Source organism: Planktotalea sp. (assembly GCF_018607995.1).
In the GTDB taxonomy this organism is placed as follows: Bacteria; Pseudomonadota; Alphaproteobacteria; order Rhodobacterales; family Rhodobacteraceae; genus Planktotalea.
In genome coordinates this window covers 54,915-75,491 of sequence record NZ_JABBAL010000039.1, presented here as the reverse complement: position 1 = coordinate 75,491, position 20,577 = coordinate 54,915, and the positions used below count along the sequence as shown (strand labels likewise).

The following is a 20,577-nucleotide window of genomic DNA, read 5'->3' as shown; positions in this document are numbered from 1 at the left end:
GGCCTGTCACGCCGGGGGTCGCGGGTTCGAGTCCCGTCAACCGCGCCACTTTTTCTAAGAATGTTGTTCTAAAATATTGCGCAGTTCGGTCAGCGTTTCTTGCGGATAATGATCCGGGAAAAAATGCCCGCCTCGCATTGACTTTGCCACGAAATTGGTGAGCTTGTCAGACCAAACAGAGTGCATGTGATAGGTTTTATCCATCATCCCGTCCTTCGCATAAAGCACCAAAGAGGGAAGCGTCACTCGTTGATCTAGATCCTTTGCGTCATGTTCAAAATCCAACGTTGCGCCAGCGCGGTAGTCATCACACATTGCGCGTATGGTTTCAGGATCGCGCCACGCGGTGCGGTAAGAGGCAAGTGCTGTGTTACTGAAGGCGGGTTCTTTGCCTGTGCCCCAGCCGCTCAGGCAGGAGCCGAAATAAGTATCAGGATCATAGCCAATCATATTTTCGGGCAACGGCGCGGGCAGGGCGAGGAAAAACCAATGGTAATAGCCAAGCGCTACCTCACGGGAGAGATTCGAAAATAGCGTATGTGTTGGGACAATATCCATGAGCGTCAATGTCTTGAGACGCTCGGGCGCATCCAAAGCTAGCCTGTGAGACACGCGCGCGCCGCGATCATGGCCGATGAGATGTACTTTATCTAGGTCGAGATGATCCATTAGATGTAAGATGTCCGTACCCATCTCGCGAAAACTGTAGTTTTCAACGCCCAGGGGTTTGGCGGAACCACCATATCCACGCAAATCAAGACAGATGACGCGATAGGTTTTCGCCAATTCTGGCGCGATCTGGTGCCACATAAATCGGTTTTGTGGAAAGCCATGTAGCAATATCAGGGCTGGACCAGAGCCAGCAATAGAGTAAGCGATGCGCCCTTTTGGGCCCACAAGAGTTTTGTTATGAAACCCCTTTATCATGCTGATAAGGCGTCAAGAATACGCGCCCAAGACCGCGTGCCCTTGTGGAAACTTTCCATATCGTATTTCTCGTTTGGTGAATGGATCTGGTCATCGTCTTTACCAAACCCGATGAGCATCGCGTCGACGCCAAGAATATCTTTGAAGTGTCCCGCAATCGGGATGGATCCACCACAACCCACGTAGGCCGCAGGGTTTGGCCATTCGTGGCTTAGAGCTTTGCGCGCTTTCTCAAATGCGGGGTCATTGATCGACATTTGGCTCGCTTTAGAGCCTTTGCCGAGTGGGAATTCAACGGTGTAGTCCTCGGGCAAGCAGCTGCGCACATAGGTCTCGAATGCTGCATGGATCGCATCGGGGTCTTGTTGGCCGACTAGACGGAAACTAATCTTGGCACCCGCTTCGGCGGGTAAGACGGTTTTGAAGCCATCGCCCGCGTAGCCGCCCCAAATGCCATTGACGTCACAGGTTGGGCGCGACCAGATCATTTCAAGTGGTGTGCGATCTTGCTCTCCCGCAGGCACGCTAAGGCCGACATCGCCCAAGAATTTCGCGTGATCAAAGCCAAGTCCTTGCCACTGAGCGCGAATTTCATCCTCTAACTCTGGAACCGCGTCATAAAAACTTGGCAGCGTAATGCGCCCAGTTGTATCGTGCAGCCCCGTGATGATTTTGCTCAACACGCGGATCGGGTTCATCGCCACGCCGCCATACATGCCAGAATGCAAGTCGCGGTCTGGTCCTCTTATGATGACTTCTTCTGCCACGAGGCCACGCAACATTGTGACGATCGACGGGATCGTGCTTTCAAACAGACCCGTGTCGCTGATGAGCGCGATGTCTGTTGTTAGTTCCTTCGCGTTCTCTACCATGAAAGGCACCAAAGACGGCGAACCGCATTCTTCTTCGCCTTCAAAGAAAAACGTGATCTTGCACGGGAGTGAGCCGTATACTTCTTTCCACGCGCGACACGCCTCGATGAAGGTCATTAACTGGCCTTTGTCATCAGAGGAGCCGCGACCGCGAATGACTTGTCCTTTGTCAGTGTCCTCAATCGCAGGCTCAAACGGTGGCGTGTTCCAAAGATCAAGGGGATCAACAGGTTGCACGTCATAGTGACCATAAAACAGCAAGTGTGGCCCGTCGCCATCAACATGACCCACCACCATGGGATGACCGGTTGTGACGCGCTTAGAGGCATCGGCACCAAGATTTCGTAAATCTGCGACCAGCCAATCTGCTGCGTCATCGCAATCAAGTTTGAAGGCGGGATCGGTTGAAATGGAAGGGATGCGCAGAAGGTTTAGTAAACGCTCTGTTGCGTCTTGTAGGTTTTCATCAATCTTAGCAAGAACAGCATTAAGAGACATTGGGAATTTCCGTTTGTGAGAGTTCTTTGTGCTGACGCTATCATGCTCGTCGGGACTGTCCAGAAGACGCTGTGTTTCCAAACGCGCGATCTTGCGAAGCTCTCATGACATAGATCAAGGCTGCGACATGTCGCGCCATGCTAGAGCATTGCCATGGGAGTGGGCGCGCGCTAACTCTTCGTTCAACGAATGTTGATGTAAGTCGCTGCCGATGCTTCTTTTTTAACCCGTCAATGAATATGTTTTGGGGGAGTGGCCCTTTGGATTACATAGCACAGCTCGACGCGAGTTTGCAGAACCTCCATTCTGAGGGGCGCTATCGCACGTTCATTAATATTGAACGCCGAAACGGTAATTTTCCACATGCGATTTGGCGAAAGCCTGATGGCATGGATCAGGCAATCACTGTTTGGTGCGGCAATGATTATCTCGGCATGGGGCAACATCCCGTTGTCTTGAACGCCATGCATGAGGCGATTGATGCGACAGGTGCTGGTTCTGGTGGGACTCGCAATATTTCTGGCACGACTGTCTATCACAAGCGGCTGGAGGTGGAGCTTGCGGATTTGCACGGTAAAGAAGCGGCTCTTCTGTTTACGTCGGCTTATATCGCGAATGATGCGACGCTCTCGACGTTACCGAAATTGTTCCCAGGCCTGATCATTTACTCCGACGCCTTGAACCATGCGTCGATGATTGAAGGTGTGCGCCGCAATGGGGGCGCGAAGCGAATTTTCCGGCACAATGACGTGGCACACCTGCGCGAACTTTTGGAAGCAGATGACCCCAAAGCGCCTAAGCTCATCGCCTTCGAATCAATCTACTCAATGGACGGTGATTTTGGCCCGATTGAAGCGCTCTGTGACCTCGCGGATGAGTTCGAAGCCTTGACCTATATCGACGAAGTGCACGCTGTTGGCATGTACGGCCCGCGCGGCGCGGGTGTCGCTGAACGTGACGGTTTGATGCATCGCCTTGATATCATTAACGGAACACTGGCGAAGGCTTACGGCGTCATGGGGGGCTATATCGCGGCGTCCAACAAGATGTGTGATGCGATCCGCTCCTATGCGCCGGGCTTCATTTTCACGACCTCCATCCCGCCCGCAGTGGCAGCCGGGGCGGCGACATCTGTGGCATATCTCAAAAGAGCACCTGAGTTGCGGGAGCAACATCAGACCAAAGCTAAGATATTAAAAACTCGTCTGAAAGCGATGGGCTTACCGATCATTGATCATGGCAGTCACATTGTTCCCGTGATGGTGGGTGATCCGGTTCATACGCAAAAACTGTCGGATATGTTACTCGAAGACTTTGGCATCTATGCACAACCGATCAATTTCCCAACTGTTCCGAGAGGGACAGAAAGGCTGCGGTTTACGCCTTCGCCTGTGCATGGACCTCAAGAGATGAATACCTTAGTTCAAGCGATGGACGCGCTCTGGTCGCACTGTGCGCTGAATCGTGCCGATTTAACGGGTTAGCCCGAAAATAGTGCAGAATCAGTTGCGTCGTGCTACTGGTGCGCCAATAAGGCGATAAGACGAGCCGAACTTGTGGTTAAGTTGCGGGTAAGGCGTTTTCTAAGAGTATGAGGCGGGGCAAATGATCGGGCGCAAAAAATCGCGCAAGCTAGAAGACGTGGACGTCGCCCCCAAAGGGTTCGATGACTACGACTTGCAGCTCGGTGATGTGATGCGCGGCGAGCGTGCGACGCTCGGCAAATCCTTGCTCGATGTGCAGCGAGAGTTGAAGATCAAAGCCTCCTATATTTCTGCGATTGAGAACGCTGATCCTAGCGTGTTTGAAACGCCGGGTTTCATTGCAGGTTACGTACGGTCTTACGCACGCTACCTTGGCATGGATCCAGAAGGCGCGTTTGATGTGTTCTGTGAGGAAAGCGGGTTCTCGACTGCACATGGCATGTCGGATGAAGCCTCTTCTATCAAGAAATCCCGTGCCGCTGAGATTATTGCGTCGTCTTCCGCGGGCCGTGATCCTTTTGCTCAGCCAAGCACGCCTTTCGTGCCAACAAACGACGCCTTCATGTCACGGGTAGAGCCGGGCGCAATCGGATCAACGCTAGTTTTGGTAACTTTGCTAGGGGCCATCGGGTTTGGTGGTTGGACTGTTTTGAATGAAGTTCAGCAAGTGCGTGTCGCACCAGTCGATGAAACGCCGATTGTGCTGACAGACCTTGACCCAGTTGCGCGCGCGACGGTGCCTTTTGAAGAAAACGAAACTGTTGCCGCAATCACAGGCTATGTTGCACCAGTTGTCGATGGTCTTGATCGTCTGTATCGCCCGAAAGCGTTGGACACCCCCGTGCTTGTAGCGCGTGATGCTCCAATCTCTATGATCAACCCAAAAAACTTTGGGGCATTTGCTGCTGAGCAAGCGGATGCCGCTGCTCAAAACGAACCAGTGCTGTTAGAAGATGGAACTGTGTTGATTGCGCCTATCGAAGGCACTGTACCACAAGTTGTTGAACAAATTCCGGATCAGGTTCATCTTGTCGCGGTGCGCCCCGCTTGGGTGCGTGTGAGCGCGGCGGACGGCACATCTGTTTTTGAAGGCATTCTGGGTGCGGGCGATACCTATCCAATTCCAATGACGGAAGATCCCGCAACACTGCGTGTGGGTGAATCCGGTGCAATTTACTTTGCAGTAAACGGCCAGCATTTTGGTCCAGCGGGCCCTCGTGGGCGGGTAACGTCTAAAGTTGCGCTTTCTGCGGATGCTTTGACTGAGAAATATACGGTTGCGGATATCAGTGCCGACCAAGACCTCGCACGAGTTGTGGCAGAGGTCCGGGGGCTGCAAATCCCAACCGAATAAGCTGACTTAATCCCGCTACTCTCCATTGCTTGATCCCACACTGCGTCCTATGTTGGGCGAAACTGCTCGCAGGTGAGTAAAGGGAATCCCAATGTCGCTGAACCACGTCCGCCCTTGGAAAAATATCTATCGACGCACATCTCGCCAAATTATGGTGGGCAATGTGCCAGTTGGGGGAGATGCTCCAATCGCGGTGCAAACGATGACCAACACCGACACATCTGATGTGGCCGCCACGGTCGCGCAAGTGCAAGCCGCCGCTGAAGCCGGCGCAGACATCGTGCGCGTTTCAACGCCGGATAAAGCGTCGACTAAAGCGTTGAAAGAGATTGTGCGCGAAAGCACTGTGCCCATCGTCGCAGACATCCATTTCCACTACAAACGCGCGATTGAAGCGGCTGAAGCGGGCGCAGCGTGCCTGCGGATTAACCCTGGTAACATCGGTGATGAGAAGCGCGTCAAAGAAGTGATCCAAGCGGCGAAAGATCATGGTTGTTCGATCCGTATTGGCGTGAATGCAGGGTCGCTCGAAAAGCATCTCCTTGAAAAATATGGCGAACCTTGTCCAGATGCGATGGTTGAAAGTGGCCTAGAACATATCCGCATTCTGCAAGACAACGATTTTCACGAGTTCAAAATTAGCTGTAAGGCTTCTGACGTCTTCATGTCAGCGGCCGCCTATCAACAGCTTGCCGAAGCTACAGACGCGCCGATCCATCTCGGCATCACCGAAGCGGGTGGGCTTGTCAGCGGCACGATCAAATCGGCAATTGGTTTGGGCAATCTTTTGTGGATGGGTATTGGTGACACCATTCGTGTGTCGCTATCGGCGGATCCGGTGGAAGAAGTTAAAGTCGGGTTTGAAATTCTCAAATCTCTCGGGTTGCGCCATCGCGGTGTGAATATTATTTCCTGTCCCTCCTGCGCGCGGCAAGGTTTTGATGTGATTAAAACCGTTGAGACGCTGGAAAAACGCCTGGAGCATATCAAAACCCCGATGAGCCTTTCGATTATTGGCTGCGTTGTGAATGGCCCCGGTGAAGCCCTTATGACCGACGTTGGTTTCACAGGCGGCGGTGCCGGGGCGGGCATGGTTTACCTCGCAGGCAAGCAAAGTCATAAGCTTAGCAATGATCAAATGGTTGAACATATTGTAGAGCAAGTCGAAGCGCGTGCCGCGGTGATTGACGCGGAGATGGCGGCTGAAGTGCAGGCCGCTGAATAGCGCAACGTGATGGTGCAAACGACTGTAAGCAAACCTAAATTCGCTGAATTCTTTTCTGGTGGGGGCATGGTGCATGCCGCTTTAGGCGCGCAGTGGGACTGTGTGCTGGCCAATGATATCGACCCGATGAAATGCGAAACGTATCGCCAGAATTGGGGGGGCGCGCATTTGCTGGAGGGGGATGTTGCTGAGTTGCCCGAGGGCACCTTGCACCAGCCGCTTGATCTGATTTGGGCGTCGAGTCCTTGTCAGGATTTCAGTTTGGCAGGCAAGGGTCGCGGGCTAAAGGGACTGCGCAGTGGGGTGTTTTATCACTGGATGCGCTTGCTCACGCAGGGCGTGAAGGCAGGATTTGTGCCAAGCATCATCGCATTTGAGAACGTTACGGGTTTGATGAGCAGGGCAGGCGGGCAAGATTTCACCCATGTTCTCAATTCATTAGCGGCCCTTGGATATCGCGTTGGGGCCTTAGAGATTGATGCGCGGCATTTCGTGCCGCAAAGCCGCCCGCGTTTGTTTGTGATTGCTTTGCGTAAAGATATTGCTGGTGAGGATCTCATGCTTGCCGCGCCTACAGGTCTGTTTCATACCGATAAACTGCGCCGCTATGTGAACGCTGCTAGCGCTGATTTGAAGACGGATTTCACATGGTGGGCGCATCAACCGCCCACGTTGAGCACCACCTCAATCGCGGATGTTGTTGATCGCAAACCCGACACCTCATGGCAGTCAGAAGCGAAAGTCGACGTGCTGCTGGATATGATGTCCGAGCCAAGTGCTGCGCGAATTGCCCATGCGCGCAGGACTGGTAAGCGCGAGATTGGTCTGCTCTACAAGCGCGGGCGGCCAGATGAAAACGGCAAAATCCGCCAGCGTGCAGAGGTGCGTTTTGATGGTATTGCGGGTTGTCTGCGCACGCCCGCAGGTGGTTCTTCGCGTCAGACGATCCTGTTTGTGAAAGGCAATTCTGTCAAAGCGCGCTTGCTGTCGAGCAAAGAGGCAAGCCGTCTGATGGGTCTCCCCGAGAGCTACAGAATGCCCACACATTACAACAGCGCTTACAAAGTGGCTGGCGACGGTGTGGTTGTTCCAATCGTCAGCTACCTTGATGAAATGCTGTTTCAGCCGATGTTACGTAAAGCGCGCGCCAAGGCCCCGGCATGAGTCGGGCTCAAGAGTTTCGCAAGTCTGCTCTGTCCGATTTGAGTAATGAGATTGGTGTTTATGCGCTTTGTGATCTCGACGGCGTGCCGATGTATGTGGGGCAATCTGTTGATGGCATCCGCTCGCGTGTGCGGCGCCATCTGACTTCTGCGCGCTCTGACATCATCGCCAATCGTCAGATTGATGTATGGGAAATTGCCTATGTCTGGGCGTGGCCGGTGGCGGAAAAGTCGGACATCGAACCTTTGGAAGCGGCGCTATTTCAACGTTTTGACGCGGAAAAACCCTTAATGAACGGCAAGGTCTTGCCGCTGAATATGAACGCCGTGAATGAGCCTGAAAGGCAGCAAATTCAAGTGATTGAAGACGGAGAGCGCCAGCGCCGTCTGCGTCCCGATCAACGGCTTGAACGCCAAATTCGTCAGTACGGGATTTTGGTGGATTATATCCAGACAGTAAAAAGCGCGCCTCACTTGAAGCGCGCTTTGGATGCTCATTTCGAGCGACTTGTGCGGTATCACAAGACGTTTTTGTAAACGCTAGCTGCGCTCTTCTTTGACAATTTGCTGCATTGCATCAAGCGGGACGTAGCCACGCACCAGTTGGCCACCCATCACAAATGTCGGCGTACCACGGATCTGCAAACGCTGCGCAAGGGCGCGCGTTTCGGAAATTTCCTTCTCCACTTCTTCGCTGTCCATACGTGCAACGATGGCCTTCGCGTTAAGGCTGAGACCTTCCGCCAAACGCCTTAAAGCCGCGGCAGAGGGCTCACCGCCAAACGACATCATCGCGTCATGAACGGCTTTATACGCCTCGTCGCCGCCGATTTGTTTGGCGGCAATTGCGAAGCGGGAAGAGATGGCTGAGGCTTCACCGAGGATGGGAAATTCCTTTATAATCAATCGGATATTGCCATCTGCTTCCAAAAGCTGTGCGACCTCATCATGGGCCTTACGGCAATAGCCACAGCGGTAGTCAAGGAATTCAACAACTGTGATATCGCCCTCAGGATTGCCTCCGATCCAAGAAAAGCCATCCTCAAGCAGCGCTTCGGCGTTGGTTGCGACCAAGGATAGATCGTCTTGCGCTTGCTGCTCTGCCTGTTGCGCTTCCATTTGATTGACGGAGTCGAGAATGACCTGCGGGTTCGCCATCAAATAAGCGCGCAGTTCCTCTTGGAACGCGGCTCGTTCTGCGTCTGACATTGCGGTTATATCAAAGGCCGCGACAGGTGCTGCGAACACTGCAAGGCACAGGCTTGTTGAGGCAAGAAGTCGTTTCATTTCAAAGCTCTCCCAAAATGCTATTTTTGTCTTTGTGCAGCACTGAGCACATCTTGCGCCCTTTGCCAAGGACCAGACCCACGTGGCAAACGCCCCGCTGCACGTTCTGCATGGAGTGCCGCATCCTGAAATCGTCCGCGTAACGCATACCGTTCCGCGACTAGGAGCGAGGCCATCGCAGGGCGTCCGGTTTTTGCGTAGGCATTTCCCAGATCGCGCAGCGCGGCAGGATCGCGAAAATCGCGTGAGCGTGCGCGCTCGAGAACCTCCACTGCGGATTTAGCTTGGCCCGCAGCCAGCAGTGCACGACCATAGCCAGCCAAGATCAACGTGTTCTTCGGGGCCAGTTTTGCAGCGCGACCGTAGGCATTAACAGCGGCTTTGTATTGGCGACCTTCCAAAAGAACTTGCCCCAATAGCTCATGATAATAGGCATCATTCGGGCGAGATTTCAGCAACTTCTGCATCACACCCGCAGCCTTTGAGGTCTGGGCGCGCCGGTGATATGCGATGGCTTCCATCATCAATTTGATATCACCCGTGGCCATTTGTTTAGCGCGGCGCAATGTGCTTTTCGGAGCCTGCTGAAAGCCCCAGATTTTACCTTTCGCGCGTTCAAACCAGTATCGGCTGGTGTCGCTAAACGGGATGTCGCCGCCGTAAGCGTTCACATAACCCTCCATTGCGCGCTCGCGGTTGCGGGTGAAGGGATGGGAGCGTGCATAAGGATCCTGACGCGACTGTGACAACACATCTTGGCCTTTGAAAATATCGTGCACCTCAATCGCGCCGCGCGTCGAAATGCCCGAGGCGGCCAGATAGCGCACCGCGGATTGATCGGCAGAGCTTTCCTCGGCGCGGCTATGGCTGAGCAAACTGCGCTGCGCAGATGATGCGACCCCAAGCGCGATTGCTCCTGATCCTTTCGCGCCACTCGCGGCCACCGCTGCAGCCAAAGCAATGCCAAGACCCGTGATATTGTTGCGCGTGCCAAGCTGCGACATGCGTCGTGAGATATGACCATTGGCGATGTGCGCTGCCTCATGCGCGATCACGGATTGCAGGGCTTCGGCGCTTTTAAGGCGGGTGATCATGCCCGTGTGAATAAAGATCGCCCGAGAATCGATCACAAACGCATTTGGAATACGACTATCGATCAACAAGATCTTCACTTGCGGAGGGCTTAGCCCCGCCGCTTGCAAGATCGGACGCGCCAATTGTGCCAGCGCATGTTCGATATCCGCGTCACGAATAAGGCTTTGTGCACGCGCGGGCAGTGCCAACAGGGCAAACATGACAACAAAACTGGCAAGCAAACGCATTGACTGTCCTTTGATTTCACGGTGAAAGCACATGATATTTTAGAATGGGAGAGGTAGATGCGAAACTCAAGCCGTGGAGTGGTTGATCCCTTTATTGTGATGGACGTCATGGAAGCGGCCCGCGCGGCTGAAGCGGCGGGGCGTCACATCATTCATATGGAGGTGGGGCAACCAGGCACTGCCGCACCACTGGGTGCGCTGCAAGCTGCGGCAAAAGCTATGGAAGAAGACGCGCTTGGATATACGGTTGCTTTAGGTCTGCCTGCGCTACGTAAACGCATCGCGCAGCTTTATGGTGAGTGGTATAATGTTGATCTGAACCCAGAGCGCGTGATCGTCACATCTGGCTCTTCCTCTGCGTTCTTGCTCGCCTTCACGGCGCTGTTTGAGGCGGGGGATCGCGTCGCTATCGGCGCGCCGGGTTATCCAAGTTACCGTCAAATTCTCAAAGCTCTGAGCCTCGAGCCTGTCTTGATCGAAGCCCGTCCCGAAAATCGTCTGCAACCAGTCGCGCAAGACCTGGAAAACCTGAACGCACAGGGATTAATGGTGGCATCGCCTGCGAACCCAACTGGCACTATGCTGAGTAAATCTGCGATGTCGGATCTGATTGGTGCCGCACATGAATCTGGAACCGCCTTTGTTTCAGACGAAATCTATCACGGGATCGAATATGAGGCGAAGGCCGTCACCGCCTTGGAACTCACAGACGACGCTTATGTCATCAACTCCTTCTCGAAATATTTCTCGATGACGGGATGGCGCGTGGGCTGGATGGTTGTCCCCGAGGATCATGTGCGGGTGATCGAACGGCTTGCGCAAAACATGTTCATCTGTGCGCCCCATATCTCGCAAGTGACAGCGCTTGCGGCGATGGAGTGCCATGAAGAACTCGACGCAAATATGTCGGTTTATAGCGATAACCGTAGGCTAATGTTGGACGGCTTGCCTAAAGCAGGCTTTGACAAATTCGCGCCCCCGGATGGTGGCTTCTACGCTTACGTAGATGTCAGCGATTACACAAATGACAGTCGCGCCTTTGCTGCTAAAATCTTGGAAAAAGCGGGTGTCGCCGTCACGCCGGGCCTCGATTTTGATAGCAAACGCGGTTATCAGACGCTCCGCCTGTCCTATGCCCGCAGCACTGATGACATCAAAGAAGGTTTGTTGCGCTTACAAAGCTTTATGGCCACGCGGCGCTAACCCCTGCTTTGGCCTCTAAATACCTTGGGGGATTCAGGGCTGGATCAAAGACTTTTCCTAATTGTCCAGCTCGACCCACACAGGCACGTGATCAGATGGTTTTTCGCCCGCGCGCACGTGCTTATCGATCTGGCAGTCTACCAGAATATCCGCAACCGCAGGGCTAAGTAGGAAATGGTCAATGCGAATGCCATCGTCCTTGTTCCATGCACCGGCCTGATAATCCCAGAAGCTATAATGTTCTGGCCCGTGCACGCGTGCGCGAAAGGCTTCCGTTAGACCAAGGTTTACTAAGCGCCGATAAGCCGCACGGCTTTCTGGTCTTGCCAAAGCATCCTCTTGCCACACTTCGGGACGGCGTGCATCTTCATCTTGTGGGATAATGTTGTAATCACCGGCCATCAAAAAAGGGGTTTCCTCTGCCAAAAGCGCTTCTGCACGGGTTTGCAAACGCGCCATCCAAGCAAGTTTATAGTCATATTTCGGGCCAGGAGCTGGATTGCCATTAGGCAAATACAAGCCACAGACACGGATCGCTTGTTTGCCAACCACTGTGGCCTCGATCCATCGAGCTTGTTCATCGCTGTCGTCGCCTGGCAGACAGCGACGCACGTCTTCCAGCGGGAGTTTGGACAGGATAGCGACGCCATTGAAGGATTTTTGTCCATGTGTTTCGACGTTATATCCCATGTCTTCAAACAGCTCGCGCGGAAAGCCTTCGTCGACGGACTTGATCTCTTGCAGCAAAGCCACATCGGGTTGCGCGTCTTTTAGCCACTCGGGCAGGGCGGCGATCCGCGCTTTGATACCGTTGATATTGAAGGATGCGATTTTCATGGCTCAAGCTCCCGTTGCTTGGAACTTGATATTCCCTTAGTGCAAGGAGGTGCAAGCAAAGGCCGCGCACGAAGCAAAGATCATGGTTGATTTTATTCAAATTGACCGATTTGTTCATCTCCGGATCTTAATTTTGCGAAGCTATTTACGAGGCGGTGATCTCACACAACAGGAGCAATTCATGTCCAGCAAAGTCATTTCACTGTTTCGTTGTCAAAGTCAGAGAGCACATGATCGCGGTGCGCTTTTGCACGGTTTCGCAAAAACGCGCCGTTATCCGAACGATGTGTTTTGGTTAAAAGAAAACGCAGAGCTTTTGAATATCCTAGAATGCTCTGCGAGTACGCTTGATGGCGATGAACTGAATGCCCATGAAAAAAAATCTACGATAATTTGCCTAAACGTTTGGCGTTTTTTCCGCAGTATTACAGGTTTTTTGCCTCGATCGCGCTCGATCTTGAGGGGCTGAGCCTGGCAGGAGATCACGCTGAGACTATTTGCGCACGGATTAATCAACAAGGTCTGGTTAAAGCTGAACTCCCTGACCTTCAACATGCTAAAACAATGCGATTACTTATGCGCCGCTGTATTGGGGGGGCGAAGAGACGAACTTACAGGCGCGATGGCACCGCATTATCAATCACAGCGCAACCTTTGCGTTGCTCAATAGCAAAGCGGTTTATGTATTGACGCATATAGTCTTTTACCTTTCTGAATTTTGTCGGAACGATCCCAAAATAAGTGCGGACGCGGTGCAAAGCCTGATCTTTTGCGGCATCCTTGCACATTTTGACCAAAATGCCGATCTATTGACAGAGGTCTGTATCGCTCTTCGAATTCAGACAAGGTGCCCCCACAAGCATGGGAGGATCTGGTTAAAACGAATGCGCATGTGTTTGAGATCATTTCACAGGATGCGGGGGCTGGGGACAATTAGCATGAATATCTGGTGACCAATTGGGTGATGGCGCAGATGGGTGCTAGCTCTATCGAAGACAACTATACGTCTACGGGTGTTGGGTTTCATGCTGCGCAAAATAATATTGGCGCATTGTGTGCAGTGTCTGAAATCTTATTAAGGTGGGAAGGCCTGAGATCTGCTCAATGGAGCGTGATGAGTCGCAATGTCCGCGCGCGTTTGGATAATACTGTGGCACGACATCTATAAAAAATAATTGAAGCGACCTCAGAATTTGAGACGCTTTTCGAACACCTCGCGCGGGCTTCGTCTGGCGGATCAAGCTTAAGGGCCGCACAGGTCCATCAACTTGCGCGCAGGTACGAAATTTCGAGAGCTTACATAGAAAAGCTGGTGCCGCATCCACAAGAACTGGACGCGTTTGGGTTCTCAATCGTGAAACGCGCACCGATGAGTTCTTCGGAGAAATCGATCACTGCGTTTTCCAAGAACGGGAGCGACATAGTGTCGACGACGACTTTTTCGCCGCTGCCTTCGAGCACCAGATCGTCGTTTGCGGGCGCATCGAGTTTTATTTCGTATTGAAAGCCTGAACATCCGCCACCTTCAACAGCCACGCGCAAGGCTTGCCCTTGCTCGGCGGCACCAATCTCGGAAAGACGTTCAAACGCGCGCGCAGTCACTTTGGGAGGTAAGTTCATCGGGGTGTTCCGCCTGTTGGCTCTTTGCTGTGGTATCAATATAGAGGGACACGGGACAAGCGGCAAGGACGGGACTTCATGCGCGCATCATATTCTTGCAATCCACTTTTAACGCGGGGCCGTTTGGTTGCTGAAGAAGAAAGTGCGCATCGCACTTGTTTTCAACGCGACCGTGATCGGATCATTCATTCCAGTGCGTTTCGGCGGCTGAAGCATAAAACCCAAGTGTTTGTCGAACATGAGGGCGACTATTTCCGCACGCGGCTAACGCATTCTATTGAGGTTGCACAAGTGGCGCGCACGATGGCCGGCGCACTTGGCTTGAACGAAGGGCTGACGGAGGCTATTGCGCTTGCCCATGACCTTGGCCACACGCCGTTTGGTCACACGGGAGAAGACGCGCTTGATGTGTTGATGCAACCATATGGTGGTTTTGATCACAATGCGCAGGCGGTGAAAATTGTTACTGCGCTTGAGCGGCATTATGCGGATTTTGATGGACTCAACCTGACGTGGGAAACGCTGGAAGGATTGGCAAAACACAACGGTCCAGTGACGGGTGATTTGCCTCATGCGCTCTGCGAGTATAACGCACGGCATGATCTGGAGCTGCACACATACGCGAGCACTGAGGCGCAGATTGCAGCACTTTCTGATGATATTGCCTACAACAATCACGATTTACACGATGGTTTGCGCGCGGGTTTATATTCCGAGGATGATATCCGAGCACTGCCCATTGTTGGTGACGCCTTTGCGCAGGTGGACCAGCTTTACCCAAGGCTAGAACCAAGCCGCCGCATGCACGAAGCCTTGCGGCGTGTGTTTGGTGTGATGGTTTCTGATGTTATTCAAACCAGTCGCGACATCTTGGTTAAAAGTGCAGTTGAAACTGTGCTGGATGTGCGTGCCTTGGATCACGCTGTTATCATGTTTTCCAGTGATTTATGGCGCGATATTCAGGTTATACGTGAATTTCTTTTCACCCGCATGTACCGCGCGCCCTCTGTTGTTCAAATGCGCGAACGTGTGACCAAAGTGGTCGAAGAGTTGTTTCCACTCTTTATGAATCAGACCAATCTCTTGCCTGCAGAATGGCAAGTCGATATCGAGAACGCGAAGGATGAAACCGCGTTGGCGCGCATTGTCTCTGACTATATCTCTGGCATGACGGATCGTTTTGCGCAGCAAGAACATACACGTTTGGTTGGCTAAGCCGTTGAATGTTGCGCTGTGCGTGGTAAGACCCGCTCAAACCTTAAAGGACGTGTTCGATGAACCTCTTTGATGACATCCGCAGTGCTGTTTTGACCTCGCTTGAGGCCATGCAAGCGCAGGGCTTTCTGCCCGCTGATTTAGACTTCGCCAACGTTGCGGTCGAACCGCCGCGCGATGCCGCGCATGGGGATATGGCGACCAATGCGGCTATGGTTTTGGCGAAACCTGCTAAAATGAAGTCACGCGATATTGCGGACGCTTTAGCGACGCATTTGACGTCGGATCCACGGGTCGAAGCTGTCGACGTCGCGGGCCCCGGCTTCTTGAACATGCGGCTGTCGAGCGCGCTTTGGCAGAGTGTGATTGGTGCTGTTCTGGATCAAGGCGCTGACTTCGGGCGCTCTGACATGGGGCAAGGCAAGAAGGTCAATTTGGAATATGTTTCCGCGAACCCAACGGGTCCTTTGCATGTCGGACACACGCGGGGCGCCGTGTTTGGCGATGCCTTGGCGAGCTTGTTGGATTACGCGGGCTATTCCGTCACGCGGGAATACTACATCAACGATGGTGGTGCGCAGGTCGATGTGCTCGCGCGGTCTGTGTATCTGCGCTACTTAGAGGCGCACGGCCAAGAAGTTGCGTTTGAAGATGGTACGTATCCAGGCGACTATCTGATCCCCGTCGGTGCTGAACTGAAGGATAAAGTTGGCGACGCCTATGTGGGCAAACCTGAAAGCGACTGGCTGCTTGATGTGCGGGAGTTTTCGACCGAAAAAATGATGGATCTGGTGCGGGCTGATCTTGCCTCGCTCGGGATTGAGATGGATGTGTTTTATTCGGAAAAATCACTTTATGGAACTGGCCGGATTGAGGCGGCGATTGACGCCTTGAGGGACAAAGGCCTGATCTATGAGGGCGTGCTGGAGCCACCAAAGGGTAAAAAGCCTGAGGATTGGGAGCCGCGCGAACAAACATTGTTCAAATCGACAGAGCATGGGGATGATGTGGATCGCCCTGTTATGAAGTCTGATGGGGCTTGGACCTATTTCGCACCAGATATCGCGTATCACTACGACAAGGTGTCGCGCGGATTTGATATGCTGATCGACGTTTTCGGTGCGGATCATGGTGGGTATGTAAAACGGATGAAGGCAGCTGTATCGGCTTTGTCTGATGGAAAGGTACCGCTGGACATCAAGCTCACGCAATTGGTTAGGTTGTTCAAAAACGGTGAACCGTTCAAGATGTCCAAACGGGCAGGGACCTTTGTTACCTTGCGCGATGTTGTGGATCAGGTGGGCGCAGGAGCGACGCGGTTCCATATGTTGACGCGCAAAAACGACGCGCCTTTGGATTTCGACTTTGATAAAGTGCTGGAGCAATCCAAGGATAACCCGGTTTTCTACGTTCAATACGCCAATGCGCGAGTGCATTCTGTGGTGCGTAAAGCTACGGATGCGGGGCTGGATTTGTCCGCGACGCCTAATCTTTCACAACTTGATCACGAGGTGGAGATCGCTGTCGCCAAGAAGCTCGCAGAATGGCCGCGCCTTGTGGCACTTGCTGCACGCACGAATGAACCACACAGGATCGCTTTCTATCTCTATGATTTAGCAAGCGAATTTCACGCGCTCTACAATCGGGGTAATGAATTGCCTGAGCTGAGATTTCTGCAAGGCGACCAAGATGCCACATCTATTTCTAAAATAGCACTGGCGCGGTCCGTCTCTGTTGTGATTTGCGCTGGCCTCGGTATCCTAGGCGTCGAACCGGTCGAAGAAATGCGCTGAATGACATTCCTCACCGGACTTGAGTGGTTCGACGAATGATGCGGAGCGGCTTTGTATCGCGCGCACAAATGTGAGGCAAAATGGCAGATTTTCTAATTTACGGGAGCGGTTTCGCGCCTCCGGCCGGATCGTATCAAGGCTATCAACAGCCTCCCGTTCAGTCGCCTCAGGCGGAGTGCCCGTCCTCAGGCAATCCAGTGAAGGCCATCGCTGCATTGACTGGCGCGGGTCTGTCGCTGGCCATTGTTATCAGCGCCGGCGTTTGGAGCTATCAATTGATCGCGCGTGATGTTGCTGGTGTTCCAGTTGTTCGTGCGGTGCAGGGTGAGATGCGTATCCGTCCCGCTGAACCCGGTGGTGCAGAAGCGTTGAACCAAGGTTTGGCTGTGAACAACGTGGCTGCTGTTGGCGGTACTGCTGGTCCGTCCGAGCGTATCTTGCTTGCTCCAGAACCCATTGATTTGTCGAATGAAGATACGGCTTTGATCGACCAATTGGCGGCGGCTCAACCACGTTTTGCTCCTGATAATGGCGCGTCGACGGACGCCGATACTAATGCCAATGGCGCGCTCACCCTTACGTCTTCCGTCGCTGAGGACGTGCCTGCAACTGATCATAGAATGGGCTCTATCGAAGCACTTGCCGCACAAATCTCGGCAGGGGCGACAACTTTAACCACGCAGGGCGAGTTCAAGACAGACCCAATTCAAATGTCTGTTGCGAATGTGAAGACAGAAGTTGCGCCAATCCAACAAATCACGGCTCCCGTCGTTCTTAGTCAAGATGCGATTGCGACAAACATCCCTGGTGTAACGCTGTCCTTGCGGCCCAAACTGCGCTCTGAAGGCGTACGCACTGCATCTTTGAGTGCGATTGATCCGACATCAGGTGGCGTGAAGGACGTTGATCCAGCAAGCATTCCAGCGGGCACGCGCCTTGTGCAGCTTGGTACCTATGAAAGCCCTGAAATCGCGCGCAAGGAATGGACGCGTTTCATAGCGCGTTTTGGTGACTATATGACCGGTAAAGACCGCATTGTGCAGCGTGCAGCAAGCGGCGGGCGCACATTCTATCGCTTGCGCGCTATGGGTTTTTCTGATCTTGGCGATGCGCGTCGGTTCTGCTCGGCTTTGACTGCGCAAAACACGGACTGTATCCCTGTGGTGACGCGCTAGTGGCCCAAGGGGCCACGATACTTGGCTGTTCTGGCCCAACTCTAAGTGCGAGCGAAGCCAGTTTCTTTCGCGAAGCAGATCCCTTTGGCTTTATCGTTTTTGATCGCAACCTCGAAGATCATGATCAGATTCTGCGCCTTTGTGAAAGCCTGCGCGATTGTGTAGGCCGTGATGCACCAATCCTGATCGATCAAGAAGGGGGGCGCGTGCAGCGCTTGCGCCCGCCACTTGCGACGCAATGGTTGCCACCTTTGGACAATGTGAAACGTTACGGCGTGAATGCACCCCGCGCGATGTATTTGCGGTATCGCATTATTGCGGATGAATTGATGCATCTTGGCATTGACGCCAATTGTGCACCGATGGTTGATATCGCCAGTGATGAGACGCATGAATTCTTAAAAAACAGATGTTATGGCAATGACTTAAAATCTGTTGTTAAGATCGGTCAGGCCGTCGCAGGTGGCTTGATTGATGGCGGCGTATTGCCTGTTTTGAAACATGTTCCGGGCCATGGCCGTGCAGTGTCTGACAGTCACCTGGATTTGCCTATCGTCGATACCAACGGTGAAGTGCTACGCCAAAACGATTTTGCCGCCTTCATGGCCTTGAACGATCTCCCGATGGGGATGACTGCGCACATTACATACAGCGCATTTGATGATCGTCCCGCAACGCTCTCGCCGAAAATGATGGGGTTGATCCGTGAGGATATCGGCTTTGACGGGCTGATCATGACAGATGATATCACTATGAAAGCTCTCGCAGGTTCCCTTGCGGAACTGTCGCGTCTCTCAATTGATGCGGGTTGCGATATTGTTTTGCATTGCAATGGCGACATGGGTGAGATGCAGGATGTCGTCGAAGCCTCAGGCAAGATGAATGAGGCTGCCATACGACGTGGCGACGCCGCGCTAGCGTGTCGTCACACACCTGATCCTGTTGACATTTCCCATTTGCGCGCGCAGCTTAAAGCGCTTGCAAATGAGGCAGGGAATGACGCCTGATACCACAGAGACTGCCAAGGATTGGGACGGGGACGCGCGAGAGCGCTTATCCGTAGAAGATCGCATGGCCGCAGAGGCGTTGATCGTCGACGTGGACGGTTATGAAGGCCCGCTTGATATCTTGCTTTCTTTGTCGCGCACGCAAAAAGTCGATCTACGCAAGATCTCGGTGCTGCAACTGGCGCGCCAGTATCTTTTGTTCGTTGAGCGTGCGAAAGAACTGCGCCTTGAACTCGCGGCGGATTATCTCGTGATGGCCGCATGGTTGGCCTTCTTGAAATCACGCCTGTTACTGCCGCCTGATCCAACGGAAGAGGGCCCGTCAGGCGAAGAGCTGGCCGCGCATTTGGCGTTTCAGCTTGAGCGCTTGCAAGCCATGCGCGATGTCGCTGCTCGGCTCATGGCCCGGGACCGTTTGGGGCGTGATTTCTTCGTGCGCGGCATTCCCGAAGTGATAGAACGGGTGCGCAAAGTGACCTATTCCGCAACGCTTCTTGATCTCATGCAAGGCTACGCGCGGATTAGAACCCGCGATGAATTTCGTCCCTTCGTTATGGATCGTGACGCGGTCTATACGATGGAGGAGGCGCTGGGGCACATGCGCGGCCTTATCGGCTTTTCTGGCAAATGGACGGATATATCAAGCTACTTGCCAGAAGATTGGCAGAAAGATCCAATCAAACGCCGCTCTGCGACGGCGGCAACCTTTGCGGCCTCGCTTGAGCTGGTAAAAGAAGGCAAGGCAGAACTGCGCCAATCGGGCTTGTTCGAGCCGATAGAATTAAGACGGAGAGAGCAGAGTGAGTGACACGCAAACTCCTGAGATCGAAGAAAGCCTCTTCGAAGCGCCACCCATTGCCGAACAAGAACGCATGGTCGAAGCGGTGCTTTTTGCGAGCGCAGATCCGGTGACAATCGCTGAGCTGAATGCGCGTATGCCTCACGGCTGTGACGCGGGCGAAGCGCTGGTGCACCTACAAAAGCGTTATGAGGGGCGCGGCGTGCATGTGATCAAAACAGGCAATGCCTATGCGATGCGCACGGCGGGCGATCTGAGCTTTCTGATGCAAAAGGAAACCGTTGAGACCCGTAAACTTTCACGGGCAGCAATCGAGACATTGGCAATTATTGCTTATCATCAGCCAGTTACCCGCGCCGAAATCGAAGAAATTCGTGGCGTCTCCGTGTCGCGCGGCACTGTGGATCAACTGCTGGAAATGGAATGGATCCGTTTTGGTCGTCGGAAAATGACGCCTGGTCGACCTGTCACCTTCGTGGTGACGCCCGATTTTCTAGATCAATTCGGTCTTGAAAGCGCGCGCGATTTACCAGGCTTGAAAGAGCTACGCTCCGCTGGTTTGCTCGAAAATCGTCCACCACCCAGCTTAAGCGACGCGCTTGATGAAGAACGCGAAGACAGCGACGAAAACCAAACTGAGCTTTTCGAGGAATAGTTTCACGATTTGCCCTGAAATCTGCACATTTAGCAGCTATAAGCTGTATTGAGGCAAATCGAATGACAGTAGCATGAACATGAACCACATTATTAATATGGTGATACGCCGCGTAATGAGCATTGCAATCAACAAAATCAT

19 protein-coding genes are annotated in these 20,577 nt (G+C 53.2%); 13 read left to right on the top strand and 6 right to left on the bottom strand.

Features of this window, described 5'->3' with window-relative positions; translation table 11 throughout:
- Positions 1 to 54 precede the first annotated feature (54 nt).
- Both QZ280_RS15990 and QZ280_RS15985 read right to left on the bottom strand, forming a co-directional pair.
- Positions 55 to 927: an alpha/beta hydrolase gene (locus tag QZ280_RS15990; RefSeq protein ID WP_293446163.1), complete on the bottom strand. Its 873-nt coding sequence runs from the start codon at positions 925 to 927 to the stop codon at positions 55 to 57.
- Complete coding sequence (locus tag QZ280_RS15985) at positions 924 to 2,297, bottom strand: M20/M25/M40 family metallo-hydrolase (protein WP_293446161.1); 1,374 nt, start codon at positions 2,295 to 2,297, stop codon at positions 924 to 926. Before QZ280_RS15985 ends, QZ280_RS15990 begins: the two co-directional genes overlap by 4 nt.
- A gap of 260 nt (positions 2,298 to 2,557) precedes the next feature.
- Here QZ280_RS15985 and hemA point away from each other — a divergent pair, with 260 nt between their 5' ends.
- The 5 genes from hemA to QZ280_RS15960 all read left to right on the top strand — a co-directional run bounded on the left by hemA (position 2,558) and on the right by QZ280_RS15960 (position 8,060).
- On the top strand, positions 2,558 to 3,781 hold the full coding sequence (gene hemA, locus QZ280_RS15980; protein WP_293446159.1) for a 5-aminolevulinate synthase: 1,224 nt from the start codon (positions 2,558 to 2,560) through the stop codon (positions 3,779 to 3,781).
- A 121-nt stretch (positions 3,782 to 3,902) separates the two neighbouring features.
- Positions 3,903 to 5,135, top strand: a complete 1,233-nt coding sequence (locus tag QZ280_RS15975) for a helix-turn-helix domain-containing protein (RefSeq protein WP_293446157.1) — start codon at positions 3,903 to 3,905, stop codon at positions 5,133 to 5,135.
- A gap of 91 nt (positions 5,136 to 5,226) precedes the next feature.
- Positions 5,227 to 6,360, top strand: coding sequence for a flavodoxin-dependent (E)-4-hydroxy-3-methylbut-2-enyl-diphosphate synthase (gene ispG, locus QZ280_RS15970; RefSeq protein ID WP_293446155.1), 1,134 nt, complete (start codon positions 5,227 to 5,229; stop codon positions 6,358 to 6,360).
- Between the two features lie 9 nt (positions 6,361 to 6,369).
- Positions 6,370 to 7,524, top strand: a complete 1,155-nt coding sequence (locus QZ280_RS15965; protein ID WP_293446153.1) for a DNA cytosine methyltransferase — start codon at positions 6,370 to 6,372, stop codon at positions 7,522 to 7,524.
- The gene (locus QZ280_RS15960; RefSeq protein ID WP_293446151.1) at positions 7,521 to 8,060 is read left to right on the top strand and encodes a GIY-YIG nuclease family protein; all 540 of its coding nucleotides are present in this window, start codon (positions 7,521 to 7,523) and stop codon (positions 8,058 to 8,060) included. Before QZ280_RS15965 ends, QZ280_RS15960 begins: the two co-directional genes overlap by 4 nt.
- A 3-nt stretch (positions 8,061 to 8,063) precedes the next feature.
- Here the strand turns inward: QZ280_RS15960 and QZ280_RS15955 are convergent, their stop codons facing one another.
- A complete protein-coding gene (locus QZ280_RS15955; RefSeq protein ID WP_293446149.1) occupies positions 8,064 to 8,810 on the bottom strand; it encodes a DsbA family protein in 747 nt (248 codons plus the stop codon).
- A gap of 20 nt (positions 8,811 to 8,830) precedes the next feature.
- Complete coding sequence (locus QZ280_RS15950; RefSeq protein WP_293446146.1) at positions 8,831 to 10,132, bottom strand: M48 family metalloprotease; 1,302 nt, start codon at positions 10,130 to 10,132, stop codon at positions 8,831 to 8,833.
- Positions 10,133 to 10,189: 57 nt separating this feature from the next.
- On the opposite strand from QZ280_RS15950, the gene QZ280_RS15945 reads away from it, so the two are divergent.
- On the top strand, positions 10,190 to 11,335 hold the full coding sequence (locus QZ280_RS15945; protein WP_293446143.1) for an aminotransferase class I/II-fold pyridoxal phosphate-dependent enzyme: 1,146 nt from the start codon (positions 10,190 to 10,192) through the stop codon (positions 11,333 to 11,335).
- Between the two features lie 57 nt (positions 11,336 to 11,392).
- On the opposite strand, the gene xth is transcribed toward QZ280_RS15945, so the two are convergent.
- The gene (gene xth, locus QZ280_RS15940; protein ID WP_293446140.1) at positions 11,393 to 12,172 is read right to left on the bottom strand and encodes an exodeoxyribonuclease III; all 780 of its coding nucleotides are present in this window, start codon (positions 12,170 to 12,172) and stop codon (positions 11,393 to 11,395) included.
- 82 nt (positions 12,173 to 12,254) lie between these two features.
- Here xth and QZ280_RS15935 point away from each other — a divergent pair, with 82 nt between their 5' ends.
- On the top strand, positions 12,255 to 12,641 hold the full coding sequence (locus QZ280_RS15935) for a hypothetical protein (RefSeq protein WP_293446138.1): 387 nt from the start codon (positions 12,255 to 12,257) through the stop codon (positions 12,639 to 12,641).
- Positions 12,642 to 13,468: 827 nt separating this feature from the next.
- Here QZ280_RS15935 and QZ280_RS15930 read toward each other — a convergent pair.
- Positions 13,469 to 13,792: an iron-sulfur cluster assembly accessory protein gene (locus tag QZ280_RS15930; protein ID WP_293446136.1), complete on the bottom strand. Its 324-nt coding sequence runs from the start codon at positions 13,790 to 13,792 to the stop codon at positions 13,469 to 13,471.
- A gap of 78 nt (positions 13,793 to 13,870) precedes the next feature.
- Between QZ280_RS15930 and QZ280_RS15925 the strand changes: the two genes are divergently transcribed.
- The 6 genes from QZ280_RS15925 to scpB all read left to right on the top strand — a co-directional run bounded on the left by QZ280_RS15925 (position 13,871) and on the right by scpB (position 20,436).
- Complete coding sequence (locus tag QZ280_RS15925) at positions 13,871 to 15,007, top strand: deoxyguanosinetriphosphate triphosphohydrolase (RefSeq protein WP_293446133.1); 1,137 nt, start codon at positions 13,871 to 13,873, stop codon at positions 15,005 to 15,007.
- Between the two features lie 59 nt (positions 15,008 to 15,066).
- Complete coding sequence (gene argS, locus QZ280_RS15920; protein ID WP_293446130.1) at positions 15,067 to 16,800, top strand: arginine--tRNA ligase; 1,734 nt, start codon at positions 15,067 to 15,069, stop codon at positions 16,798 to 16,800.
- 80 nt (positions 16,801 to 16,880) lie between these two features.
- Positions 16,881 to 17,975 (top strand): SPOR domain-containing protein, encoded by a 1,095-nt coding sequence (locus QZ280_RS15915; RefSeq protein WP_293446128.1) that lies wholly within the window; start codon positions 16,881 to 16,883, stop codon positions 17,973 to 17,975.
- Positions 17,975 to 18,982: a glycoside hydrolase family 3 N-terminal domain-containing protein gene (locus QZ280_RS15910; RefSeq protein WP_293446125.1), complete on the top strand. Its 1,008-nt coding sequence runs from the start codon at positions 17,975 to 17,977 to the stop codon at positions 18,980 to 18,982. The genes QZ280_RS15915 and QZ280_RS15910 overlap by 1 nt, the downstream gene beginning before the upstream one ends.
- Positions 18,972 to 19,790 carry a ScpA family protein gene (locus QZ280_RS15905; protein ID WP_293446122.1) on the top strand — a complete coding sequence of 273 codons (819 nt, stop codon included), beginning with the start codon at positions 18,972 to 18,974 and terminating at the stop codon, positions 19,788 to 19,790. The genes QZ280_RS15910 and QZ280_RS15905 overlap by 11 nt, the downstream gene beginning before the upstream one ends.
- Positions 19,783 to 20,436: an SMC-Scp complex subunit ScpB gene (gene scpB, locus QZ280_RS15900; RefSeq protein ID WP_293446119.1), complete on the top strand. Its 654-nt coding sequence runs from the start codon at positions 19,783 to 19,785 to the stop codon at positions 20,434 to 20,436. Before QZ280_RS15905 ends, scpB begins: the two co-directional genes overlap by 8 nt.
- Positions 20,437 to 20,577: the final 141 nt, after the last annotated feature.